Raw genomic sequence first — 20,184 nt, 5'->3', positions numbered from 1 at the left:
GCCGCGGAATTGACATTCCGCGGCTTCTTTTTTGGCTGTCGCCCTTTGCCCCAATTTCCGAAGCAGATATTGTTTCGAGACTTGATTCGTGGGGACCACAAGTCCCACGCGGGCCGGGATGTCTTGTCGACGATGCGGCACATGGACGGAGACAGACCTGAATGAAGACGAGGAATTTAGCCTCACGCAAGGCTGTTGGCGCAAACGATGACGTTACGCGAACGTCTCGAGGTGAATGGAAGCGCATGGCTGGACAGTGGCAGAAATCAGGAGCATCTGGCATGCGCCGCTTCTACAACGGATTCCGGCTTGGCCTGGCGAGCACGGCGCTTTCCGGCTTCGCTGGGGCAGCGCTTGCGCAGGAACGCGTTCTTCCCACCGGTCGCCTGTTCTCGTCCTCGGAGGTTATCTTCTCGTCACTTGCCATTGGCGCCATCGCGGCGGCACTGCTTTCAACCATCTGGCTGATGCGCCAGAAGGGCAATCTGGAAGCGGAAAGCCAGGAGATACGCGGCGCGCTTTCTGACGCACAACAGCGTATTTCGAAATATGAAGCCCTGATTGCCGACAAGAACCGGCGTATCGTCATTTGGGAGGCGGGTCCTTCGAGGCCGGAAATTCTCGGCCAACTTCCAACGGAAACCGGCGCGCCGGCAGACGACCGCGAGTTTCTGGCATTTGGCAAGTGGATCCGCGCTCACTCCGCAGTCGAGCTTGAGCGGGGCATCGAGACCTTGCGTTCCGATGGCCGCACTTTCGATCTGGTGGTCGAAACGCAACGCGACGAGATTCTGGAAGTTCAGGGGCGTGTTTCCGGGGGCAAGGCTTTTGTGCGCTTCATTGCTCTGAACAATCTCAGAGCGGAGCTTGCTGAGCTCAAGATCGAGCGAGAACGGCTCGTGTCTTCCATGAACCTCTTCCAGTCGCTTCTCGATGCTCTGGAGCAACCGGTCTGGCATCGCGACGCGGAAGGCAAACTTGCTTGGGTCAACCATGCCTATGGTGATGCTGTAGAGGCTTCCAGCCCGGCGCAGGCAGTGCGTGAAAGCCGCGAGTTTCTCGGTACGATTGCGCGCGAACAGATTCGGGCAGCCGCAACACCGACCTCACCGTATCACGATCGCATTTCGACCGTCGTTCGCGGCAATCGCACACTGTTCGAGGTCGTGGACGTCGTTGCGTCTGCCGGTTCTGCCGGCATGGCAATCGATGTAACGGAAGCCGAAGCCATCCGCGCGGAACTGGCCCGCACCCTGACAAGCCACGCGGAAACGCTCGATCATCTGGCCACGCCTGTCGCCATTTTCGATCGTGAGCAGCGCCTGCAGTTCTACAACCAGGCTTTCGTCCGCCTGTGGGATCTCGAACTTGGCTTCCTTGAAAGCCATCCGGATCATAACGAACTGCTCGACAAGCTGCGCAGCCGAAACAAGCTACCAGAGCAATTGAACTGGCGGAACTGGAAGGAACAGGTTCTCTCTGTTTATCGTGCGCTCGACACGCAGACGAACAGATGGCATCTGCCAAACGGTCAGACGCTTCAGGTCATTGCGACCGCACATCCGCAGGGCGGCGTGACCTGGGTCTTCGAGAATTTGACCGAGCAGGTGGATCTTGAGACCCGCTATAATACGCTCGTCAAAGTACAGGGCGAGACAATCGATCATCTCGCCGAGGGTGTTGCCGTGTTTGGTCCGGATGGTCGCATTCGCCTGTCAAACCCGGCATTCCGAGCGCTTTGGGGTATCACGGAAGAACAGACAAAGCCCGGCACGCATATCAAGGCCATCGAAGCCGCCTGCGCTGTGGAATACGAAAAGCCGGACGGCTGGCGCCTCTTTGGCCAGATGCTGACGAACTTCGACGATGAACGTCCGTCGCTACAAGGCACATTCGAGCTGACCTCCGGCATCGTTCTGGATTACGCCGTCATCCCGCTTCCCAATGCGCAGACCATGCTGACCTTCGTCAATATGACGGACAGTGCGCGGGCTGAGCGGGCACTGAAGGAAAAGAACGAGGCGCTCCGCAAGGCGGATGAACTGAAGAACGATTTCGTTCAGCACGTTTCCTATGAGCTACGCTCGCCGCTGACCAACATCATCGGCTTCACCGATCTCTTGAAGACGCCGGGAATCGGGCCGTTGAACGAACGCCAGTCGGAATATGTGGATCATATTTCTACCTCTTCTTCAGTGCTTCTCACCATCGTCAACGACATTCTTGATCTTGCAACGGTCGATGCCGGGATCATGGAGCTGAGCTACAGCGATGTGGAGCTTGATGATCTGCTGGACGACGTTGCCATGCAGATTGCAGACAGGTTGAACGAGAACAGTGTCATGCTCGAGATTGTCGCGCCACGCGGCATGGGAAGCATCGTGGCGGATCAACAGCGCCTGAAACAGATCCTGATCAAGCTGATTACCAATGCCGCAAATTTTGCACCGGAAGGGTCAACCATCACGTTGAGCAGCTGGCGCGAAGGCCTGAATGTCTATTTCTCCGTGGCCGATAATGGTCCCGGTATTCCGGAAGAGGTTCTGCCGACGGTGTTCAACCGCTTCTCCAGCGGCAAGGGCGGCAAGCGCAGCGGCGCAGGCCTCGGCCTGTCCATCGTCGAAAGCTTTGTACATCTGCACAAGGGCGATGTGAAGATTGACAGCAAGCCGGGCGTCGGCACCACCGTCACCTGCCGTATTCCGAGCGCCGTCTATGCTCGTTCTGTCGCAGCCGAATGAGCAGCGCATCCGTGATCTCTCTGCTTTTGCAAGACGAGGCGGAAACGATCCGGCTCGGCGAAGATTTGGCGCTGGCGCTAAAGCCCGGTGACTGCCTGTGCCTGTCAGGTGACCTTGGAGCCGGTAAATCGACGCTGGCCAGAGCCTTTATCCGTGCGATGGCGGAAGATTCCGAGCTAGAGGTCCCAAGCCCGACATTTACTCTGGTCCAGAGCTATGACCTGCGCATTCCCATCTCGCATTTCGATCTTTATCGTCTGGCAGACGGATCCGAACTCGACGAACTGGGGCTCGACGAGGCGCTCTCTGATGGTATCTGTCTCGTCGAATGGCCGGAAATGGCCGTTACGGAGCTGCCGAAGGATCGCATCCGCCTCACCCTGATGCATGAAGGCGCAGGGCGGCGTGTCGAAATCACCGGCTCAAGCACTGCCATGGCGCGAATCAGCCGCGCCCTGTTGATCCGGCAGTTTCTGACAAAACACGGCTATGCCGATGGACAACGGCGGTATCTGACCGGGGACGCCTCTTTACGCGCCTATGAAACGCTTCTTTGCCAGGACGGCAAACGATACATCCTCATGGACTGGCCACGCAGACCGGATGGTCCTCCCGTGCTGGATGGCAAGCCCTATCCAAAAGTTGCGCATCTGGCGGAAGAGGTTTTGCCCTTTGTCGCAATTGCGCAATACCTGCGCGACATCGGGTTGCGCGCCCCGGATATCGTGGCCAGCGATTTCGATAGCGGTCTGCTTCTGCTGGAAGATCTTGGGCACAGCGGCGTTCTGGACGATGGCGGAAAGCCAATCACTGAACGCTACATGGCGTCCATCGACTGTCTGGCACATCTGCATCACCAAACGGCGCCAACGATCATCGCCGTCGACACGCAGCACCAACATCAGGTTCCGCCATTCGATCCTGTTGCAATGAAGATCGAGACGCGTTTGCTGATCGATTGGTACCTCCCCTGGAAGAACGGTGGCATACAGGCCACCGATATCCAACGGGAAAGCTATTCTCGCGTCTGGGACGGATTGATCGCAGAGCTTGGTGATTGCGAGCGGCATCTTCTGTTGAGAGACTATCACTCGCCCAATCTTATCTGGCAGGCGCATGAGGAAGAATTGCGCCGGATCGGCCTCATCGATTTCCAGGATGCGATGATCGGTCCAACCGCCTATGATGTGGCGTCTCTCGTACAGGACGCCCGCGTGGATATTCCTTCCACGCTGGGCGATGCCTTGCTGGCACACTATCTCAGACTTCGCCACGTTCAGGGAAATTTCGACGAGACAAGTTTTCTGAAGGCCTTCGCCATCATGTCCGCACAGCGCAATTGCAAGCTCGCAGGCATATGGGTGCGCTTGAAGGAGCGTGACGGGAAACCGGGATATCTGAAGCACATGCCTCGGACGCTTCGCTATCTCGCTACGGTTCTTGAACATCCCGTTCTTGCGCCGCTCCGGCAATGGATGGCACAAGCAGGGATCGACGTCAGCGAATCACGGACCTGATCCTTATGACTATCCAGAACGCGATGGTACTGGCCGCTGGGCTTGGCACTCGCCTTCGCCCGATCACCGACCGATTGCCAAAGCCGCTCGTGCCTGTGGGCGGCCGTCCCATGATCGATTACGTGCTGGACAGCCTTGCGGAAGCAGGCGTGACGAAAGTCGCCATCAACATACACCACCACGCCGATATGATGCTCTCGCATCTGGCGAAGCGCATGGACATGGAAATCCTGATCTCGGATGAGCGGGACCGGTTGATGAACAATGGTGGCGGTCTCGTCAAAGGGCTGAAGCTCTTGCCGGACGGTCCCGTGGTTGTCATGAATGCCGACCTCTTCTGGGTTGGCGAGCCGGAAAATCAGTTTTCCAATCTGCGCGAACTGATTCAGTTCTTTGATCCCGATCGGATGGATATGGCCATGCTGTGCGTTACGCTGGAGCAGGCTATCGGCCACGACGGAAAGAAAGACTTCAATCTGGATGCCGAGGCACGGCTCACGCGGTATTCCGAAGGCGATCCAACGCCTGTCGTCTATGCCGGTGCTTTCGTCGTGAATACGGCCTTCTTTGCCGATGCGCCAGACGAACCATTCAACCTGAACATCTATTTTGACAAAGCCATACGGAACGGTCGGCTTTTCGGCACGATGCTGAGCGGTCACTGGATTACGGTTGGCTCTCCCGACGGACTGGAGGCTGCGGAAGGGTTTCTCGGGACACGGCAGCTGATCGCGTCCGGAGCAGGTTGACCCATGGAAGCGCGGCACAGAAAACGGGTTCTGACCGTTCCTCCGGCGGCGCCATTTCTGAAAACGGTGGCATCAGCGCTCTGTGAAGGGCGCGTTCTGGACAGCTTCCGCTACGAGGCAAGCGATCCGCTTGCGCTCGCCAAGGTCACTCTTTACGTCCCGACCCGTCGCGCGGCACGCGTTCTCCGTTCCGAGTTCGTGGATTACCTCGGCGGTCAATCAGCCATTCTGCCGGTGATCCGCCCCTTGGGCGAAACCGATGACGATAGCGGTTTCTTCGACCTGACGGCACCGGAAGAGATGGATCTTGCCATGCCGATCAGTGGCACGCAAAGGCTGCTGGAACTGGGACGGTTGATCCTGGCATGGCGCAATGCGCTTCCACAGGCGGTGATGGATGTTCATCAAACTTCCCCCCTTGTGGCACCGGCAAGCCCTGCAGATGCGATATGGCTGGCACGTTCGCTGGTCGAACTCATTGATGCGATGGAGACGGAAGACAGAGACTGGAGTGATCTCGACAAACTGCGAACAACCGAGCATTCGCTGTGGTGGCAACTTTCGGCTGAGTTTCTGAAGATCGCCAGCCAGTTCTGGCCCACCAGACTGGAGGAGTTGAAGCGCTCTTCCCCTGCCCGCCATCAGGCTGCGATCATCAACGCGGAAGCCAGACGCATCGCCATGCGCCAGCATGACGGACCGGTAATCGTCGCTGGGTCGACGGGCTCCGTTCCGGCCGCTGCCAACCTGATTGCTGCCATTGCCGGACTTCGAAACGGTGCCGTCGTTCTACCGGGCCTGGACCGATCCATGCCGGATGATCAATGGGCGATGCTGGGGCTGGGCGATCTGGCGGGAAGGCCGGACCCTGCAAGCAGAAGCCATCCTCAATACGGATTTCACCGACTCTTGCGAAAGCTGGAGCTGGACCGTTGCGATGTCATCGAACTGGGCGAGGCACCGGGCGATCTCGAATGCCGCAACCTGTTGCTGTCGCAAGCGCTCGCCCCAGCCGATGCAACAGACAGCTGGAACCGTTGGCGCAAGGAGGCAGCGCCAGAAATGGTGGAAGACGCCTTTTCTCGCGTGGCGCTCATCGAGGCTGCAAATGAGCGGGAAGAGGCTGCCGCGATTGCTATCGCATTGCGTCTTGCACTTGAGAAGCCTGGCCTGGATGGCCAGTCGCAGGTGGCCCTGATTACACCTGACCGAGCGTTGGCGCGTCGAGTCACGGCGGAACTGCAGCGCTTCGGGATTACCGCCGACGATACGGCGGGTACGCCTCTTTCCGCTACACCGCAGGGCACTTTTCTGTCGGTGCTTCTACAGGCCGTTCTTTTGCCGGGAGATCCCGTTGCGATCACGTCGCTTCTCAAGCATCCGCTGGCCCGGTTCGGCATGCCGGATACGGCCAGAAACGCGGCTGGAGATGCGGTTGAACTTTTTGCCTTGCGCGGAGGACTGGAGAAACCGGATATCACAGCTCTTGCAGCGCTTGTCGACGCCGGGATCGCTTCGCATAAAGAGAGTCGACATCCGAAGCAGTGGCGGCTTTCTCTCAGCGAAGACGTTGCGGCTCTCGCCAAAGCTCTTGCAGACAAGATTCAGAAAGCCGTCGATCCGCTTGCCAGTGCAGTACAACCACCCCGAATGGATGGGAGGCGATTTACGGATCGGCTGACGCTGTCGGATTGGGCAGAACGCACCGGCAGGGCGCTTGAAGCAGCGGCGATGTCCGAGACCGGGGACCTGAGCATGCTCTGGCTCGGTGAGGCCGGTGAACGCCTTGCTTCTCTGCTGTCCGACATCATGACGACCGATGGTCAGATCGAAGCCGATGGGCAACAGTGGATCGATATTCTGGCAGCGTTGATGGCAAGTCAGGCCGTCAAGCCTCGCTCGCTCGCACATCCGCGTGTCTTCATCTACGGCACCATGGAATCACGCCTGCAGCGAGCCGATACAGTCGTGATCGGCGGCATGAATGAGGGATCGTGGCCTGGCCAGTCCACCAATAATCCGTTTTTGTCCCGCAGCATGAAGGCGGATATCGGTCTGGAACCACCCGAGCGCAGAACGGGGCAGCTGGCGCATGACTTCATCATGGCGAATGGAACGCGGGATCTGATCTATACCCGCTCGCTGCGACAGGGAGGAGCGCCAACCGTGGCGTCTCGATGGCTGCAACGTTTGCTGGCTCTGGGAGGCAAGTCGCTCAAGGTACAAATGCTCTCCCGAGGGGAAGACTATCGCCGCTGGGCGCAGATGATTGACGATACACCTGCAGGCGAAGGTCAGTCATTGGGGCGACGTCCTTCTCCCAAGCCACCGGCTGAACTTCAGCCGAGAAAGTATTCCTTCAGCGAAGTGGGGCGGCTGCGCAGAGATCCCTATTCGATTTACGCCCGGCGCATCCTGCGACTAGATCCCCTTGATGGTTTCAATCAGGAGCCCGGTGCAGCCGAGCGCGGAACCTTGTACCACCGGATTATCGAGCGTTTCGTCAAGGCAGCACCGGCAAGTCACGAAGCAGCATTCATGATGGACGATCTGATCCGCGAGGAGTTCGCCACTGCCCGCTTACCACTGCATATCGACCAGGTCTGGCGACCTCGCTTCCGCGAGGTTGCCCGCGCCTTCATTCGCTGGCACGACCGGCGAGCGCCTGATGTCAGGCGTACCTATACGGAACTTGCAGCAGGCTACGAGATACCAGAGGCTGGAGTTCGCCTGACCGGCATAGCCGACCGTATCGATATCAAGGGCAATGGTCATGCCGATCTCATCGATTACAAAACAGGTCTGAGCCCAACTGTTTCGCAGGCAAGGGCATTGCTCGATCCGCAACTGCCTCTGGAGGCCGCAGCTTTGCAGGCCGGTGCGTTCAAGGTTATAGGCCAGGTCTTGCCGGACGATCTTCTCTATGTGCGCCTTCGACCCGGCGAACGTTTCACGTGCGACAAGGTAAACAATGAGGGTGCGAAGGAAACGGCCAGGACAAAGCCGAAATCAGCCTTCGAGCTTGCGAGCGATTCGATTGCTCAACTGACTGCCTTCGTAACCCGTCTGCGCAGTGGCGATGTCGGATTCGCATCACGGCTCATCCCCTTCCAGCAGGGCGATTTTGGAGGAGAGTACGATCATCTGGCGCGCGTTGCCGAGTGGTCTACCGCCGATGCAGAGGAGGCTGATGGGGATGAGTGAGACCGACCTTCTGAGCCTCGACACCGATCCGCAAACATGGCTGAGCTGGACTGCGCGTCAGCAGGCGCTGGCCTCATCGCCCACCAGTTCCGCCTGGGTGTCCGCCAATGCCGGTTCAGGCAAGACGCATGTGCTGACCCAGCGTGTCATTCGTCTGCTTCTGTCCGGCTGCCGTCCATCCGCTATTCTGTGCCTGACCTATACCAAGGCGGCTGCGTCTGAGATGTCCAACCGCGTCTTCCAGCGTCTGGGCGAGTGGGCGGTGCTGACGGACAATGAGTTGGCGCAACGTATCCAGGCGATCGAAGGTGAATATCCAGACGCGATCAAGCTGGCTGAAGCGCGGCGGCTATTTGCCAAGGCGCTGGAAACGCCGGGCGGCCTGAAAATCCAGACTATTCACGCCTTTTGCGAGGCGCTTCTCCACCAGTTTCCTTTGGAGGCCAATGTCGCAGGCCACTTCTCCGTGCTGGACGACGCGTCCGCTCAGGCCTTGCTGGCAGAAGCCAAACGATCCCTTTTGACGGCCACCTCGCTGGAGGCGGGAAGCGACCTGGCCGATGCCTTTACGCATGTGCTTGATCTTGGCGATGAAAGCGGGTTGGAAACTCTTCTCTCCGATATTGTCGCGAACCGTGGCGCATTGCGCCAGTTCCTGGCTGAGGCCGAAAAAGCTGGAGGTATAGAACGAGCCTTGAGAGCCGGTTTCGGTCTCGACGCCTCTGAGACTGAAGACAGTATCCTCGCTGATTATTGGCCCATTCCCAGCTTGGCGGATGGACGGCTGACGACCTATCTGGAACTGGCGCAATCCGATAAAGGCGGGGCGAAATCGTCCGAAACGGGCTATCTGCTTCAGCAGGTTGCCGAGGTGAGGGATTTTGCGGAGCGCGCCCGTCTTCTGGATCAAGTGTTCCTGACGCAAGCGGGCAAACCCAAGGCTGACACATCGCTTTTCACAAAGAAAATGACAGCGGCGGCGCCTGGCCTGGAACTCTGGATGGCCGAGGCACGCGATCATGTGGTTTCGTTGCGAGATCGTCTCAGCCTTGTCCGGATGCTGAAGGCGACGCTGGCAGCACTCACGCTCGCGATGCGGCTCGATGACGATTACGAAGACTTGAAACGTCGGCGCAGCCTTCTGGATTTCGAAGACCTCATTACCCGTGCGGCCCAGCTTCTGGCGCGAGAAGGTGTAGGCGCCTGGGTTCACTACAAGCTGGACCAGGGGATTGACCACATTCTCGTTGATGAGGCGCAGGACACGAGCCCGGTACAGTGGAGCATTATCCAGTCTCTGGCAGAGGATTTCTTTACGGGCGACAGCGCAAGACCGGGTACGCGTACGATTTTCGCGGTGGGCGATGAAAAGCAGTCGATCTATTCCTTCCAAGGAGCGCGCCCGGAACGTTTCGCCGAAGAGCGAACGCAGACGCAAAGGCGGGTCACCCGCAGCGGGCAACTGTTTAACTCCGTCCGCTTGCCCCTCTCCTTCCGCTCCACGGCCGATGTCCTCAGCGCTGTCGATCAGGTGTTCTCAATTCCCATTCATGCCAAGGGCCTGAGCGCCGAAGGCGAACCGGTTATCCATCGGTCCAACCGCATCGGGCATGCCGGAGCAGTCGACCTATGGGAAACGGTCATTCCCGAACAGAGCGACCTTGAGGAAGACTGGACGGCACCGTTTGATTCAACGCCCGATCAGGCACCCGCTGCCATACTTGCAGGACGTATTGCGCATCACATCGGTGAGATGGTTGGCCGGCAAACGATCATTGAAGGGGGCAAGACACGGCTCATCGAACCAGGGGACATCCTGGTGCTGGTTCGAAAGAGAGACGCTTTCGTCAACGCCCTGACGCGCGCGCTCAAGCGGCGCGGAAGCATTCCAGTGGCCGGTGCCGATCGTCTGCGCCTCACCAGTCATATTGCTGTACAAGATCTGATCGCGCTGGCCCGCTTTGTCTTGCAGCCGCATGACGATCTCTCTTTGACTGCTGCGCTCAAAAGCCCGATCTTCAACCTGACGGAAGACCAGATCTTCGAGCTTGCTGCCTTGCGGAGTGAGGCAGAGAGCGTGTGGAAGCATCTGAACGATCTCGCGGACGACGGAGAGCTCTCTCTTTCAGGCGTGCGAGAACGGCTCTCCCGCTACCGGATATTGGCTGTCGAGCATACGGCGCATGATTTCTTTGCCCGGATTCTCGGGGCTGATGGAGGTCGCAAACAGTTTCTATCTCGGCTCGGCAGCGAAGCCGGCGATGTTCTCGACGAATTCCTGTCCCTTGCGCTCAGTCATGAGGACAAGTCCTTGCCCGGACTGCAAAGCTTCATCTCAACGCTCGAAGCGGACGCTCCAGAAATCAAGCGCGAGCAGGATAGCGGTCGCAACGAAGTGCGGATCATGACGGTGCATGCCTCCAAGGGGCTTGAAGCACCAATCGTCTTTCTGGTGGACAGCGGTTCTAAAGCCTTCATATCATCGCACGTCCCTCGGTTCCGCTTTCTTAAGATCAACAGCAAGGATGTTCCCGCCTGGGTTCCGCTGAAGTCGCTGTCAAACGCCCTGACGGTTCAGGACGATACTCGACTGAAGGAAGCCGCAGAAGAAGAATACCGGCGGCTGCTCTATGTCGGCATGACACGAGCTGCTGACCGTTTGGTGATTTGCGGCTACCGAGGCAAGCGTGAGAATGATGAGAGTTGGCAGGCCCTGGTCAGGCAGGCACTCAGCAAAGACGAAACACGGTGCACACAAACAACGTTTTCAAGTCCAGATGGAGATTGGAACGGTTATCTCTGGCGCGAGTCTGGGCTAGTTCTCGACGTACCCGGACAGATGAAATCGGAATCTGAGCAGGATGCAGGTCCGAGATCCCTGCCTTCCGAGCTTTTCAAGCCACTACCGCCACACCGCCCGCTACCCCGGCCCTTGAGCCCCTCCGGGGCGGGAATCATGATCGAAGATGAGGATGGCGATGCACCATTCGTTTCCCCGCTATTTGGGGAAAAGAAGGCGAGCAATCTGGCATTGCAAAAAGGTTTGCTGACCCATCGCATGCTCCAGATGCTGCCCAACCTTCCGCGCGAGGATTGGGATGAAGCGGCATCACGCTATCTCGAACGGACGGCTTACTTTTGGCCAAGGGACGAGCGGCAATCTCTCCACCATTCGGTGCTCGCTGTTCTCCGCGAGCCAGCATTGGCACCGTTGTTTTCCGAAAAGGCTCAATCAGAAGTCTCCATCATGGGAACTCTTTCCATGAGCGGGCGGGACTATGCCGTCTCGGGACGTATCGACCGCTTGGCAATAACGCCGAACGGACAGGTGATCATTCTGGATTACAAGACCAATCGGTTCGTGCCGCGAAGCGAGGAAGAGGTCGCTTTTGCCCATCGCGCCCAACTGGCCATCTACCGCGAAATTCTCAAACCGCTGTATCCAGGTCATCGAATCTCCTGCGTGCTGGTCTACACGGAGACGGCAAAAGTCATCACGCTTTCCACCGAAGCGATCGATCGATCCCTTGCCGAACTGCGAACAAAGTGAGAGATCAGGATTGAATTTCGGTGCCGCACACATCACATTGTGCACAATAGAAATGCTTCAAAGGAGAGCCCCATGGCTACCGTGAAAGTTGATGCCGCCAATTTCCAGGCTGAAGTGCTGGAATCGTCCGAACCCGTCGTCGTTGATTTCTGGGCAGAATGGTGCGGCCCATGCAAGATGATCGCCCCAAGCCTTGAGGAAATCTCAACCGAACTGGCCGGCAAGGTCAAGATCGCCAAATTGAACATCGACGAAAACCCGGATCTGGCAGCCAAGTTTGGCGTTCGTTCAATCCCAACGCTTGCCATGTTCAAGGGCGGTGAAGTGGCTGACATCAAGGTTGGCGCTGCTCCGAAGACTGCGCTTTCCAGTTGGATTTCTGCCGCAGCCTGATCAGTGCATTCGAGAACAAAACGAAAAACCCGGCCTCGCGCCGGGTTTTTTATGCCGCTCTCATCTTCTGTTGAACCTCACCGGGGAGGTGTGCCGTTATCTGCCAGCACATTCCCGGCCAAGTAGAGCGAACCGCCAATAAGTATCCGCGGCGGGGCCGCGTCATCAAGTTGTCGCTCGGCAATTTCTTTCAGAGCATCCGAAACGCTGGACATGGGTTCGGCAACCAGACCTGCATCATAGGCTGATGCTGCAAGCGCCACGGGATCCAATCCTGCATCACTGCCGCGGATAGGAACTGTAAAGACCTGCTCGGCAATGTCGGTGAAGGCCCGAAAGTAGTTGAGAGGGTCCTTCGTGTTCAGCATTCCGATAATCAGATAAAGCGGCCGGGGACGAAGCTCCTCGAAGGAGGCCATGGCTTCCGCAATGACCTCTCCTGCACCTGGATTATGGCCGCCGTCGACCCAGATTTCGGCCTCTGTGGGCGCAAGGGCAACGAGTTCGCCCTCCGTCAGCTTCTGAAGGCGTCCGGGCCATTCGACCGAGGTCATCGCTTTTTCCATCATCGCGTCCGTGACCTCGAAACCGGCTGCTTTGACTGCGCGGATAGCAGCGGCTGCATTCGAAAGCTGGTGGCGACCGGGAAGCCGCGGCAGGGGCAGGTCGGCAAGGCCGAACTCATCCTGATAGACGAGCCTGTTGAACTCCTCATGGGCGGAATAATCCTGGCCGTAGACCGATGTCGGACAGCCCATACGCTCGGCTGTTGCCACCAGAACCTCTTCAGCCGCATCAAATTCCTGTCGTCCGATAACGACCGGACAGCCTTTTTTGATGATACCGGCTTTTTCCGCGGCAATCAGCTCAACCCTGTCGCCGAGGTAGGCCTGATGATCGAAAGAAATCGGCATGATGACGGACACTGCAGGATGGTCGATGACGTTGGTGCAATCGAGCCTGCCGCCCATCCCCACTTCCAGGATGACCGCATCGGCAGGTAGTTCGGAAAATAGGAGAAAACCCGCGGCTGTCAGGATCTCGAAAACCGTGATTGGCTCACCAGCATTGGCAACGGCGACCCTACGCAGTGCATCCGCCAATAGTGCATCGTCCACCAGTTGCCCCGGCCCCTGACGCGAGCCGATGCGATACCGCTCATGCCAGTTGACGAGATGCGGTGACGTATGGACATGCGCCGCATGCCCGGCAGCTTCCAGAAGCGCACGGCAGAAGGCACTGACGGAGCCCTTTCCGTTCGTGCCGGCGACATGAATGACGGGAGGCAAGCGCTGCTGCGGATTGCCGAGCACATCGAGCAGACGCCGCATCCTTCCAAGGGTCATGTCGTAACCCTTGGGGTGCAGCATCATCAACTCGTTGATGACCTGTTCCGCCTCGCTAACGGCAATGTGGTTCATGCAAGTCCCCGAGGCTTATGCTTCTGTCGTCCGTCCGCGCTCAAGCGGACAGGGCAACAGGCTGATCACTGTTGGCTGGCTGCTTCAGCATGATCTTGAGAAGGCTGGCAAGCGTCGGCGCAATATCATGACGCTTGACGACCATATCGACCATGCCGTGTTCGAGCAGATATTCAGAGGTCTGGAAACCTTCCGGCAGCTTTTCGCGCAGGGTCTGTTCGATCACACGCTTACCGGCGAAGCCGATTTCCGCACCTGGCTCGGCAATATGCACGTCACCCAGCATGGCGTAAGAGGCCGTAACCCCACCGGTCGTCGGGTTCGTCAACACTACGATATACGGAAGCCCCGCCTCCTTCACCATGTTGACGGCGACCGTGGTGCGCGGAAGCTGCATCAGCGACAGAATACCTTCCTGCATGCGAGCACCACCGGAAGCCGGGAAGATGACCAGCGGGCACTTCTCCGCCAGAGCGCGTTCGGCTGCCTTCACGATTGCTTCGCCCGCTGCCATGCCCAGCGACCCACCGATGAAGTTGAACTCATGCACCACGGCGACGAGCTTGACGCCGCGCACTTTTCCGAGACCAGCAAGGATCGTGTCATCCTGCTCAGTTTTCACACGGCTGTCCTTGAGGCGGTCGCTGTACTTCTTGGAATCACGGAACTTCAGCGGATCCTGAGCGACCTTCGGTTGCGGCAGGTTTTCATAAACGCCGCCGTCGAAAAGATCGGTTAGCCGGGCCTTTGCCGGCATCTTCATGTGGAAGCCAGATGCGGGGATGACCCACTTGTTTTCTTCCAGATCCTTATGGAACACCATTTCCCCCGTCTCCGGGCATTTGATCCATAGATTTTCCGGCACTTCCCGGCGGCCCAGCATCGAGTTGATCTTTGGGCGCACATAGTTGGTGATCCAGTTCACTGGCAGAACTCCTGATTGACCATCGTCAATGTGGTTATCTTACTCGGCTGCGACAAGACGTGCGGACCGCACGCCACTCGCAAGGCCGCGAACAAGCGTCGCAACGGCTGAAATCGTATGCTCGGTGGCCTCGCCATCCGCAGTCAGGCTGCCTGCAACCTGCGCAACAATGGCGGAGCCGACGACGACTCCATCCGCAGCGGCACCGATTGCCTTGGCATGATCGGCGGTCTTGACGCCAAAGCCAACGCAGACCGGCAAATCCGTATGGGACTTGATACGATGGACGGCACCCGCAATCTTGGAGAGATCCGGAAGAGCAGAGCCCGTGATACCGTTCATCGAAACGTAGTAGACAAAGCCGGATGTGTTTTCGAGCACCTTGGGCAGGCGGCGATCATCGGTCGTCGGCGTTGCGAGACGAATGAAGTTGATGTCACGCGCAAGCGCCGGGATGCAAAGTTCGTCATCCATTTCCGGTGGCAGGTCGACAACGATCAGGCCGTCGATGCCCGCCGCGACCGCTTCATCCAGGAAGGTTTCGACGCCCATGTTGTAGATAGGATTGTAATAACCCATCAGGACAATCGGCGTGTTCTGATCTGTCTTGCGGAACTCACGCGCCATGTCCAGCGTACGCGCCAGTGTCTGACCCTTGGCCAAGGCACGGTGACCGGCCATCTGGATTGCCGGGCCATCGGCCATCGGATCCGAGAATGGCATGCCAAGCTCGATCACATCCGCGCCGGCTTCCGGAAGAGCCGTCATGATACCCAGCGAAGTCTCGAAATCCGGATCTCCGCCCATGAAATATGTGATGAGCGCCGGGCGTCCCTCAGCCTTCAAATCAGCAAAACGCTTGTCCATACGTGCAGTCATGATCAGAGACCCATTCCAAGAATTTTGCCGACAGTGAAGATGTCCTTGTCGCCACGGCCACAGAGGTTCATCAGAATGATCTGATCCTTGTCCATCTTCGGCGCGCGCTTGATGACTTCCGCCAGCGCGTGGCTCGGCTCCAGCGCCGGGATGATGCCCTCAGTGCGGGTGAGAAGCTGGAAAGCTGCCAGCGCTTCATCATCCTTGATCGGCACATATTCCACGCGGCCTGAATCCTTCAACCAGGAATGCTCCGGTCCGATGCCCGGATAATCGAGACCAGCCGAGATGGAATGGCCTTCCTTGATCTGGCCGTCATTGTCCTGCAGCAGATAAGTACGATTACCGTGGAGAACGCCGGGGCGACCTGCGGTGAGTGAGGCACAGTGCTCTTCACCTTCAAGACCCTTGCCGCCGGCTTCGACGCCAACGATGCTGACCGCGTCATCATCCAGGAAGGGATGGAACAGACCGATCGCGTTTGAGCCGCCGCCGACTGCTGCCACCAGCATATCAGGCAGACGCCCTTCGGCTGCCAGCATCTGTTCGCGTGCTTCCTTGCCGATGACCGACTGGAATTCGCGAACCATTTCCGGATAGGGGTGCGGGCCTGCCGCCGTACCGATGATGTAATAGGTGTCATCAACATTGGTGACCCAATCACGCAGCGCTTCGTTCATGGCGTCCTTCAGCGTGCCATGACCAGATGTCACAGGCTTCACTTCAGCGCCCAGAAGCTTCATACGGAAAACGTTCGGGGCCTGCCGCTCGACGTCCGTTGCACCCATGTAGACGACGCAAGGCAGACCGAAACGGGCAGCAACCGTTGCAGAGGCGACGCCATGCTGACCGGCACCCGTCTCTGCAATGATGCGCTTCTTGCCCATACGCTTGGCAAGCAGGATCTGGCCGATACAGTTGTTGATCTTGTGGCTGCCTGTGTGATTCAGCTCATCGCGCTTGAAGTAGATCTTTGCGCCACCCAGTTCGGCCGTCAGACGCTCTGCGAAATAGAGCGGGCTTGGACGACCGATGTAATGTGTGCCCAGATGCGCCAGTTCCTTCTGGAATTCCACATCAGTCTTTGCCTTGTTCCACTCGTCCTGCAAATCAAGGATGAGAGGCATCAGGGTTTCAGCGACGAAACGGCCGCCATAGATGCCAAAACGACCGTCCTCATCAGGACCGGCGCGAAACGAATTCGGCTTGAGCGGCTGGTTCACTGTGCAACTCCCTCTGATGCATTTAGCCGCCATTTTTCGATTGCATCGAAAAAGGCGTTCATCTTGTCCAGATCCTTCACACCAGGCGCGCTTTCCACGCCGGAGGAAATATCGATGCCGGGAGCGTGGGTCTTGGACAGCGCCGCTCCCACATTCTCCTTGTTGAGGCCACCGGAAAGCATGTAATCTACGCCTTCGTCAAGCGCGGCCATGATATCCCAGTCAAACGAGACACCGTTACCGCCCGGAAGCTCTGACCCAGTTGGCGGCTTTGCGTCGAACAGAAAACGATCGGCGAGCCCTTCGTAGGCTTTGATCTTGCGCAGATCATCGACCGTGCGCACGGAAAAAGCCTTCATCACCGGCAGCCCAAACACGGCCTTGATGTTCAGGACGCGCTCGGCAGTTTCGCTACCATGAAGCTGAAGTATGTCCGGCTTGAGGAAGGCGATGATTTCTTCCAGTTCCTCATTATCCGCATCGACGGTTACGGCAACGATCTTGGCCTTGCCGCGCACAAGATCGGCAAGCGTCCCGGCAAGAAGCGGATCGATATGGCGCGGGCTTTTCTCAAAGAAAATGAAGCCGATATGCGTAGCGCCGCGGGCAACGGCCAGATTGACCGCGTCAGACGTCTTGAGACCGCAAATTTTAATGTCTGGTTTCATGATGGCGAAGTGACACGAATCGAGGTTCAAGTCGAGAAAAATAGGATTGGCAAGGGTTATCCCTTCTCACCGAAGTCAAGCGCGTGCAGTTGCGACCCATTGGTTTTCAACCAGCGACGTGCCTCCTCCGTGCGAGGACAAAGCGACTTGCAGAGAGCCCAGAAGGCCGGACCGTGGTTCATCTCGCGCAGGTGCGCCACCTCATGGGCGGCGAGATAGTCTATGACGAAATCCGGCGCCATGACGATGCGCCAAGAAAAGGAAAGATTGCCGTCCCAGGTACAGGAGCCCCAGCGACTCCGCGTATCTTTCATGGTGATGGAGCGTATCGATCTGCCGATGCTCGCTGCGTGGTAGGCGGCCAGGCGCTCCAGATCGTAACGCGCCTCCTTTTTCAAAAAGGCGGATAATCTCCGAGCCACATGATCTTCCAGGCCGCTGACCCGAATGACCGGCTCTCCGTCTTCCATGCCGACTTCCGTCAGACCGCGCAGCGTGCCTGTGTGGACAATCCGATGCAGATTTCCGCGCAAGGGCAGCCGCGTGCCCGGGCGGATCGTCTGATCACCGCTGAACTTGGCCAGCTTGGCTCGCAACCAGCCATCGTGCCGGACGAGAAAATCTTCAACTTCCCTGCTTTTCAGGCCACGTGGGATCGTCAACTTCAAACCGCGTCCGCCCGCATCGATACGCAATGTCATCCGGCTTGCGGTCGCGTGTTCCTTGATGACGAGCGGCATCATCCGATCGCCAACCTGGAGCGAACGTTCCTCAACACGAAGAGGCTTTGGCTTTTTTCGGGCGGGTTTTCGGAGGAGTGAAAACATGGACTTGTTCTAACGCATGTCGCGCAAAAGTGTGAAGCGGTTTTGCGATAACGACATGCGTCAAAACAGAGAGTTAAAGCGTCAGGAGCGAATCTGAAAGATCGCGATGCGCTTTAGCTGATTCGCGCGAGCATTTGACAGCAAAACACCGGCACCTTGTGGTGCCGGTGAGGATGTTTGTAGCACCGTCTGGCGCGCCCTTCGTTAGACGGTCGGATATTGTGTTTCAGGACCCTTGTGGGAACGTTCACGCATAAAGCGGTCAAACTCCTCCTGATCCTTTGCACGGCGCAGTTCCCGCAAATAGCTGTCGAACTCTTCACGCATTTCATCAAGCTTGCGGCGTTGCTCTTCAATCCGGTCCATTTCCGCCTTGCGCCAGTCGTCAAACGCAACATTGCCTGTTGAGTAGGACGGGCCATAGCGACGGCCAGATCTGCGGAAAGACGAGAACATCCCATCGGCTCGTTCATTTGCGGTTCGCTTGAAATCGCGCAGTCGTTCGCCGAACAGGATGTATGCGAGCATTGCTAGACCCAGCGGCCAGAAAATAACGAAGCCGAGAACCATCAGTGCGATGGTTGCCGGAGTCCAATCCGGACGGATCAATGCTGACTGATTCATGGGTTGCACTACCTCATTTCTCAAAAAGCCCGCGGTATGCGGGCCTTTCGAGATTCGATGTGGTTAGTGCGCTCATCCGCTTCAAGAACATGCTCTTCACAATCGGCGAAGCCATTGGTCGCATTTTCTGAATTCGACGTGAGCAAAGATCCGGTCAGCCGCTCTTTCCGCCCTTGATCACCCGCGGCGGAGCGTTCTTGCGCAGTGCCTTTGAGTGTTCGCGTGTGAAGGAAAGAATTCGTGGGGCGATTTCGCGACGGAAGCGAGAACCGTTGAACACGCCGTAGTGGCCAACATCCGGTTGCACGTAGTGCATCCGCATCTCTGCGGGAATACTGGAGCAAATGGTTTGTGCAGCATGGGTCTGACCCACGCCGGAGATATCATCGTTCTCGCCCTCGATCGTCAGAAGAGCGACGTTCTTGATCGCCTTCGTATCGACGGGATTTGTCCGATGCATCATTTCGCCCTTCGGCAACGCGTGCTTGATGAAAACCGTGTCCACCGTTTGCAGGTAGAACTCGGCTGTCAGATCCATGACCGCCAGATATTCGTCGTAGAAGTCGCGATGCTTCTCAGCCGACTCACCGTCGTTTTTCACCAGGTGTTCGTAGAATTCCTTGTGCGCGATCAGGTGACGATCGAGGTTCATCGACATGAAGCCGGACAGTTGTAGAAATCCTGGATACACAGGTCGCATGAAACCGGCGAGCGGCCATGGTACCGTCATGATGACGTTATCCTTGAACCACTTGAGCGGGCGATCCTGTGCCAACTGGTTCACGGCCGTGGGGTTAATGCGCGTGTCGATTGGACCGCCCATCAACGTCATGGAGGATGGTACAAAGGGATCGTTGGCCGCATCCATGACTGCAACAGCAGCAAGAACCGGAACGGATGGCTGGCAAACCGCAACCACATGCGTATCCGGACCCAGATGATGAAGCATTTCGATCACGTAATCGATGTAATCATCGAGATCGAACGTCCCTTCCGTGATCGGAACGTTGCGGGCGTCCTGCCAGTCTGTGATGTAGACATCCGCGCCTTGCATCAGGGCTTCGACAGTGCCGCGCAGCAGCGTCGCATAATGGCCGGACATCGGCGCAACAATCAGAATTCTGGGGTCGGGCACACGGGATGCTGGGAGAGCGCGCTCGAAATGGAGAAGGTTGCAGAATGGCTTTGACCAGACCACCTTCTCTGTAACCTTGACGGTGTGCCCATCGACTGTGGTGGTCGGCAAACCGAATTCTGGCTTTCCATAGCGACGTGTGGCGCGCTCGAACACTTCAAGCGATGCCGAGACACTTCTGCCAAGGGGAGTTTGCGACAGTGGATTAAGAGGATTGCTGTAGAAGAAGCGCATCGCTTCTGTCGAGGCGCGCAGCGGCGCCATCGCGGCGTGGTTCAACTCATAAAGCTGGTAGAACATGCGAACGCCACCTTTCTTCTTTTCCTTC

At 57.7% G+C, this 20,184-nt stretch carries 14 protein-coding genes; 6 read left to right on the top strand and 8 right to left on the bottom strand.

Annotated elements, in window-relative coordinates; genetic code table 11:
• The first annotated feature begins 281 nt into the window (after positions 1 to 281).
• The 6 genes from ASD54_RS24915 to trxA all read left to right on the top strand — a co-directional run bounded on the left by ASD54_RS24915 (position 282) and on the right by trxA (position 12,154).
• A complete protein-coding gene (locus tag ASD54_RS24915) occupies positions 282 to 2,741 on the top strand; it encodes a PAS domain-containing sensor histidine kinase (RefSeq protein ID WP_244484850.1) in 2,460 nt (819 codons plus the stop codon).
• Positions 2,738 to 4,258 carry a tRNA (adenosine(37)-N6)-threonylcarbamoyltransferase complex ATPase subunit type 1 TsaE gene (tsaE, locus tag ASD54_RS24910; RefSeq protein ID WP_062557294.1) on the top strand — a complete coding sequence of 507 codons (1,521 nt, stop codon included), beginning with the start codon at positions 2,738 to 2,740 and terminating at the stop codon, positions 4,256 to 4,258. The genes ASD54_RS24915 and tsaE overlap by 4 nt, the downstream gene beginning before the upstream one ends.
• Positions 4,259 to 4,263: 5 nt before the next feature.
• Positions 4,264 to 5,007 (top strand): nucleotidyltransferase family protein, encoded by a 744-nt coding sequence (locus tag ASD54_RS24905; protein WP_062557293.1) that lies wholly within the window; start codon positions 4,264 to 4,266, stop codon positions 5,005 to 5,007.
• Positions 5,008 to 5,010: 3 nt separating this feature from the next.
• Positions 5,011 to 8,211: a double-strand break repair protein AddB gene (addB, locus tag ASD54_RS24900; protein WP_062557292.1), complete on the top strand. Its 3,201-nt coding sequence runs from the start codon at positions 5,011 to 5,013 to the stop codon at positions 8,209 to 8,211.
• The gene (addA, locus tag ASD54_RS24895; protein WP_062557291.1) at positions 8,204 to 11,761 is read left to right on the top strand and encodes a double-strand break repair helicase AddA; all 3,558 of its coding nucleotides are present in this window, start codon (positions 8,204 to 8,206) and stop codon (positions 11,759 to 11,761) included. Before addB ends, addA begins: the two co-directional genes overlap by 8 nt.
• A gap of 72 nt (positions 11,762 to 11,833) precedes the next feature.
• Positions 11,834 to 12,154 (top strand): thioredoxin, encoded by a 321-nt coding sequence (trxA, locus tag ASD54_RS24890; RefSeq protein WP_062557290.1) that lies wholly within the window; start codon positions 11,834 to 11,836, stop codon positions 12,152 to 12,154.
• Positions 12,155 to 12,231: 77 nt separating this feature from the next.
• Here the strand turns inward: trxA and ASD54_RS24885 are convergent, their stop codons facing one another.
• From ASD54_RS24885 to ASD54_RS24850, 8 genes are all read right to left on the bottom strand, one after another.
• Positions 12,232 to 13,575, bottom strand: a complete 1,344-nt coding sequence (locus ASD54_RS24885; RefSeq protein WP_062557289.1) for a folylpolyglutamate synthase/dihydrofolate synthase family protein — start codon at positions 13,573 to 13,575, stop codon at positions 12,232 to 12,234.
• A 40-nt stretch (positions 13,576 to 13,615) separates the two neighbouring features.
• Positions 13,616 to 14,500 (bottom strand): acetyl-CoA carboxylase, carboxyltransferase subunit beta, encoded by an 885-nt coding sequence (gene accD / locus ASD54_RS24880; RefSeq protein WP_062557288.1) that lies wholly within the window; start codon positions 14,498 to 14,500, stop codon positions 13,616 to 13,618.
• 39 nt (positions 14,501 to 14,539) lie between these two features.
• Positions 14,540 to 15,379, bottom strand: coding sequence for a tryptophan synthase subunit alpha (gene trpA, locus ASD54_RS24875; RefSeq protein WP_062557287.1), 840 nt, complete (start codon positions 15,377 to 15,379; stop codon positions 14,540 to 14,542).
• A gap of 2 nt (positions 15,380 to 15,381) precedes the next feature.
• Positions 15,382 to 16,602, bottom strand: a complete 1,221-nt coding sequence (trpB, locus tag ASD54_RS24870) for a tryptophan synthase subunit beta (RefSeq protein ID WP_062557286.1) — start codon at positions 16,600 to 16,602, stop codon at positions 15,382 to 15,384.
• Positions 16,599 to 17,270 carry a phosphoribosylanthranilate isomerase gene (locus tag ASD54_RS24865; RefSeq protein WP_062557332.1) on the bottom strand — a complete coding sequence of 224 codons (672 nt, stop codon included), beginning with the start codon at positions 17,268 to 17,270 and terminating at the stop codon, positions 16,599 to 16,601. The genes trpB and ASD54_RS24865 overlap by 4 nt, the downstream gene beginning before the upstream one ends.
• A 56-nt stretch (positions 17,271 to 17,326) precedes the next feature.
• Complete coding sequence (locus ASD54_RS24860; RefSeq protein WP_062557285.1) at positions 17,327 to 18,097, bottom strand: SprT family zinc-dependent metalloprotease; 771 nt, start codon at positions 18,095 to 18,097, stop codon at positions 17,327 to 17,329.
• 204 nt (positions 18,098 to 18,301) lie between these two features.
• A complete protein-coding gene (locus ASD54_RS24855) occupies positions 18,302 to 18,721 on the bottom strand; it encodes a DUF2852 domain-containing protein (RefSeq protein ID WP_062557284.1) in 420 nt (139 codons plus the stop codon).
• Positions 18,722 to 18,875: 154 nt separating this feature from the next.
• The gene (locus tag ASD54_RS24850; protein WP_062557283.1) at positions 18,876 to 20,156 is read right to left on the bottom strand and encodes a polyhydroxyalkanoate depolymerase; all 1,281 of its coding nucleotides are present in this window, start codon (positions 20,154 to 20,156) and stop codon (positions 18,876 to 18,878) included.
• Positions 20,157 to 20,184: the final 28 nt, after the last annotated feature.

Source organism: Rhizobium sp. Root149 (assembly GCF_001427345.1).
GTDB classification, from domain to species: Bacteria; Pseudomonadota; Alphaproteobacteria; order Rhizobiales; family Rhizobiaceae; genus Neorhizobium; species Neorhizobium rhizoryzae.
Note: the sequence above shows the minus strand (reverse complement) of the source record. Positions and strands in the feature narration are given on the sequence as shown.

What these genes read in the sequence shown, in the direction of transcription:
- ASD54_RS24915 (WP_244484850.1), top strand. Translation starts at nt 282, where the DNA reads ATGCGCCGCTTCTACAACGGATTCCGGCTTGGCCTGGCGAGCACGGCG.
- tsaE (WP_062557294.1), top strand. Translation starts at nt 2,738, where the DNA reads ATGAGCAGCGCATCCGTGATCTCTCTGCTTTTGCAAGACGAGGCGGAA.
- ASD54_RS24905 (WP_062557293.1), top strand. Translation starts at nt 4,264, where the DNA reads ATGACTATCCAGAACGCGATGGTACTGGCCGCTGGGCTTGGCACTCGC.
- addB (WP_062557292.1), top strand. Translation starts at nt 5,011, where the DNA reads ATGGAAGCGCGGCACAGAAAACGGGTTCTGACCGTTCCTCCGGCGGCG.
- addA (WP_062557291.1), top strand. Translation starts at nt 8,204, where the DNA reads ATGAGTGAGACCGACCTTCTGAGCCTCGACACCGATCCGCAAACATGG.
- trxA (WP_062557290.1), top strand. Translation starts at nt 11,834, where the DNA reads ATGGCTACCGTGAAAGTTGATGCCGCCAATTTCCAGGCTGAAGTGCTG.
- ASD54_RS24885 (WP_062557289.1), bottom strand. Translation starts at nt 13,575, where the DNA reads ATGAACCACATTGCCGTTAGCGAGGCGGAACAGGTCATCAACGAGTTG.
- trpA (WP_062557287.1), bottom strand. Translation starts at nt 15,379, where the DNA reads ATGACTGCACGTATGGACAAGCGTTTTGCTGATTTGAAGGCTGAGGGA.
- ASD54_RS24865 (WP_062557332.1), bottom strand. Translation starts at nt 17,270, where the DNA reads ATGAAACCAGACATTAAAATTTGCGGTCTCAAGACGTCTGACGCGGTC.
- ASD54_RS24860 (WP_062557285.1), bottom strand. Translation starts at nt 18,097, where the DNA reads ATGTTTTCACTCCTCCGAAAACCCGCCCGAAAAAAGCCAAAGCCTCTT.
- ASD54_RS24855 (WP_062557284.1), bottom strand. Translation starts at nt 18,721, where the DNA reads ATGAATCAGTCAGCATTGATCCGTCCGGATTGGACTCCGGCAACCATC.
- ASD54_RS24850 (WP_062557283.1), bottom strand. Translation starts at nt 20,156, where the DNA reads ATGTTCTACCAGCTTTATGAGTTGAACCACGCCGCGATGGCGCCGCTG.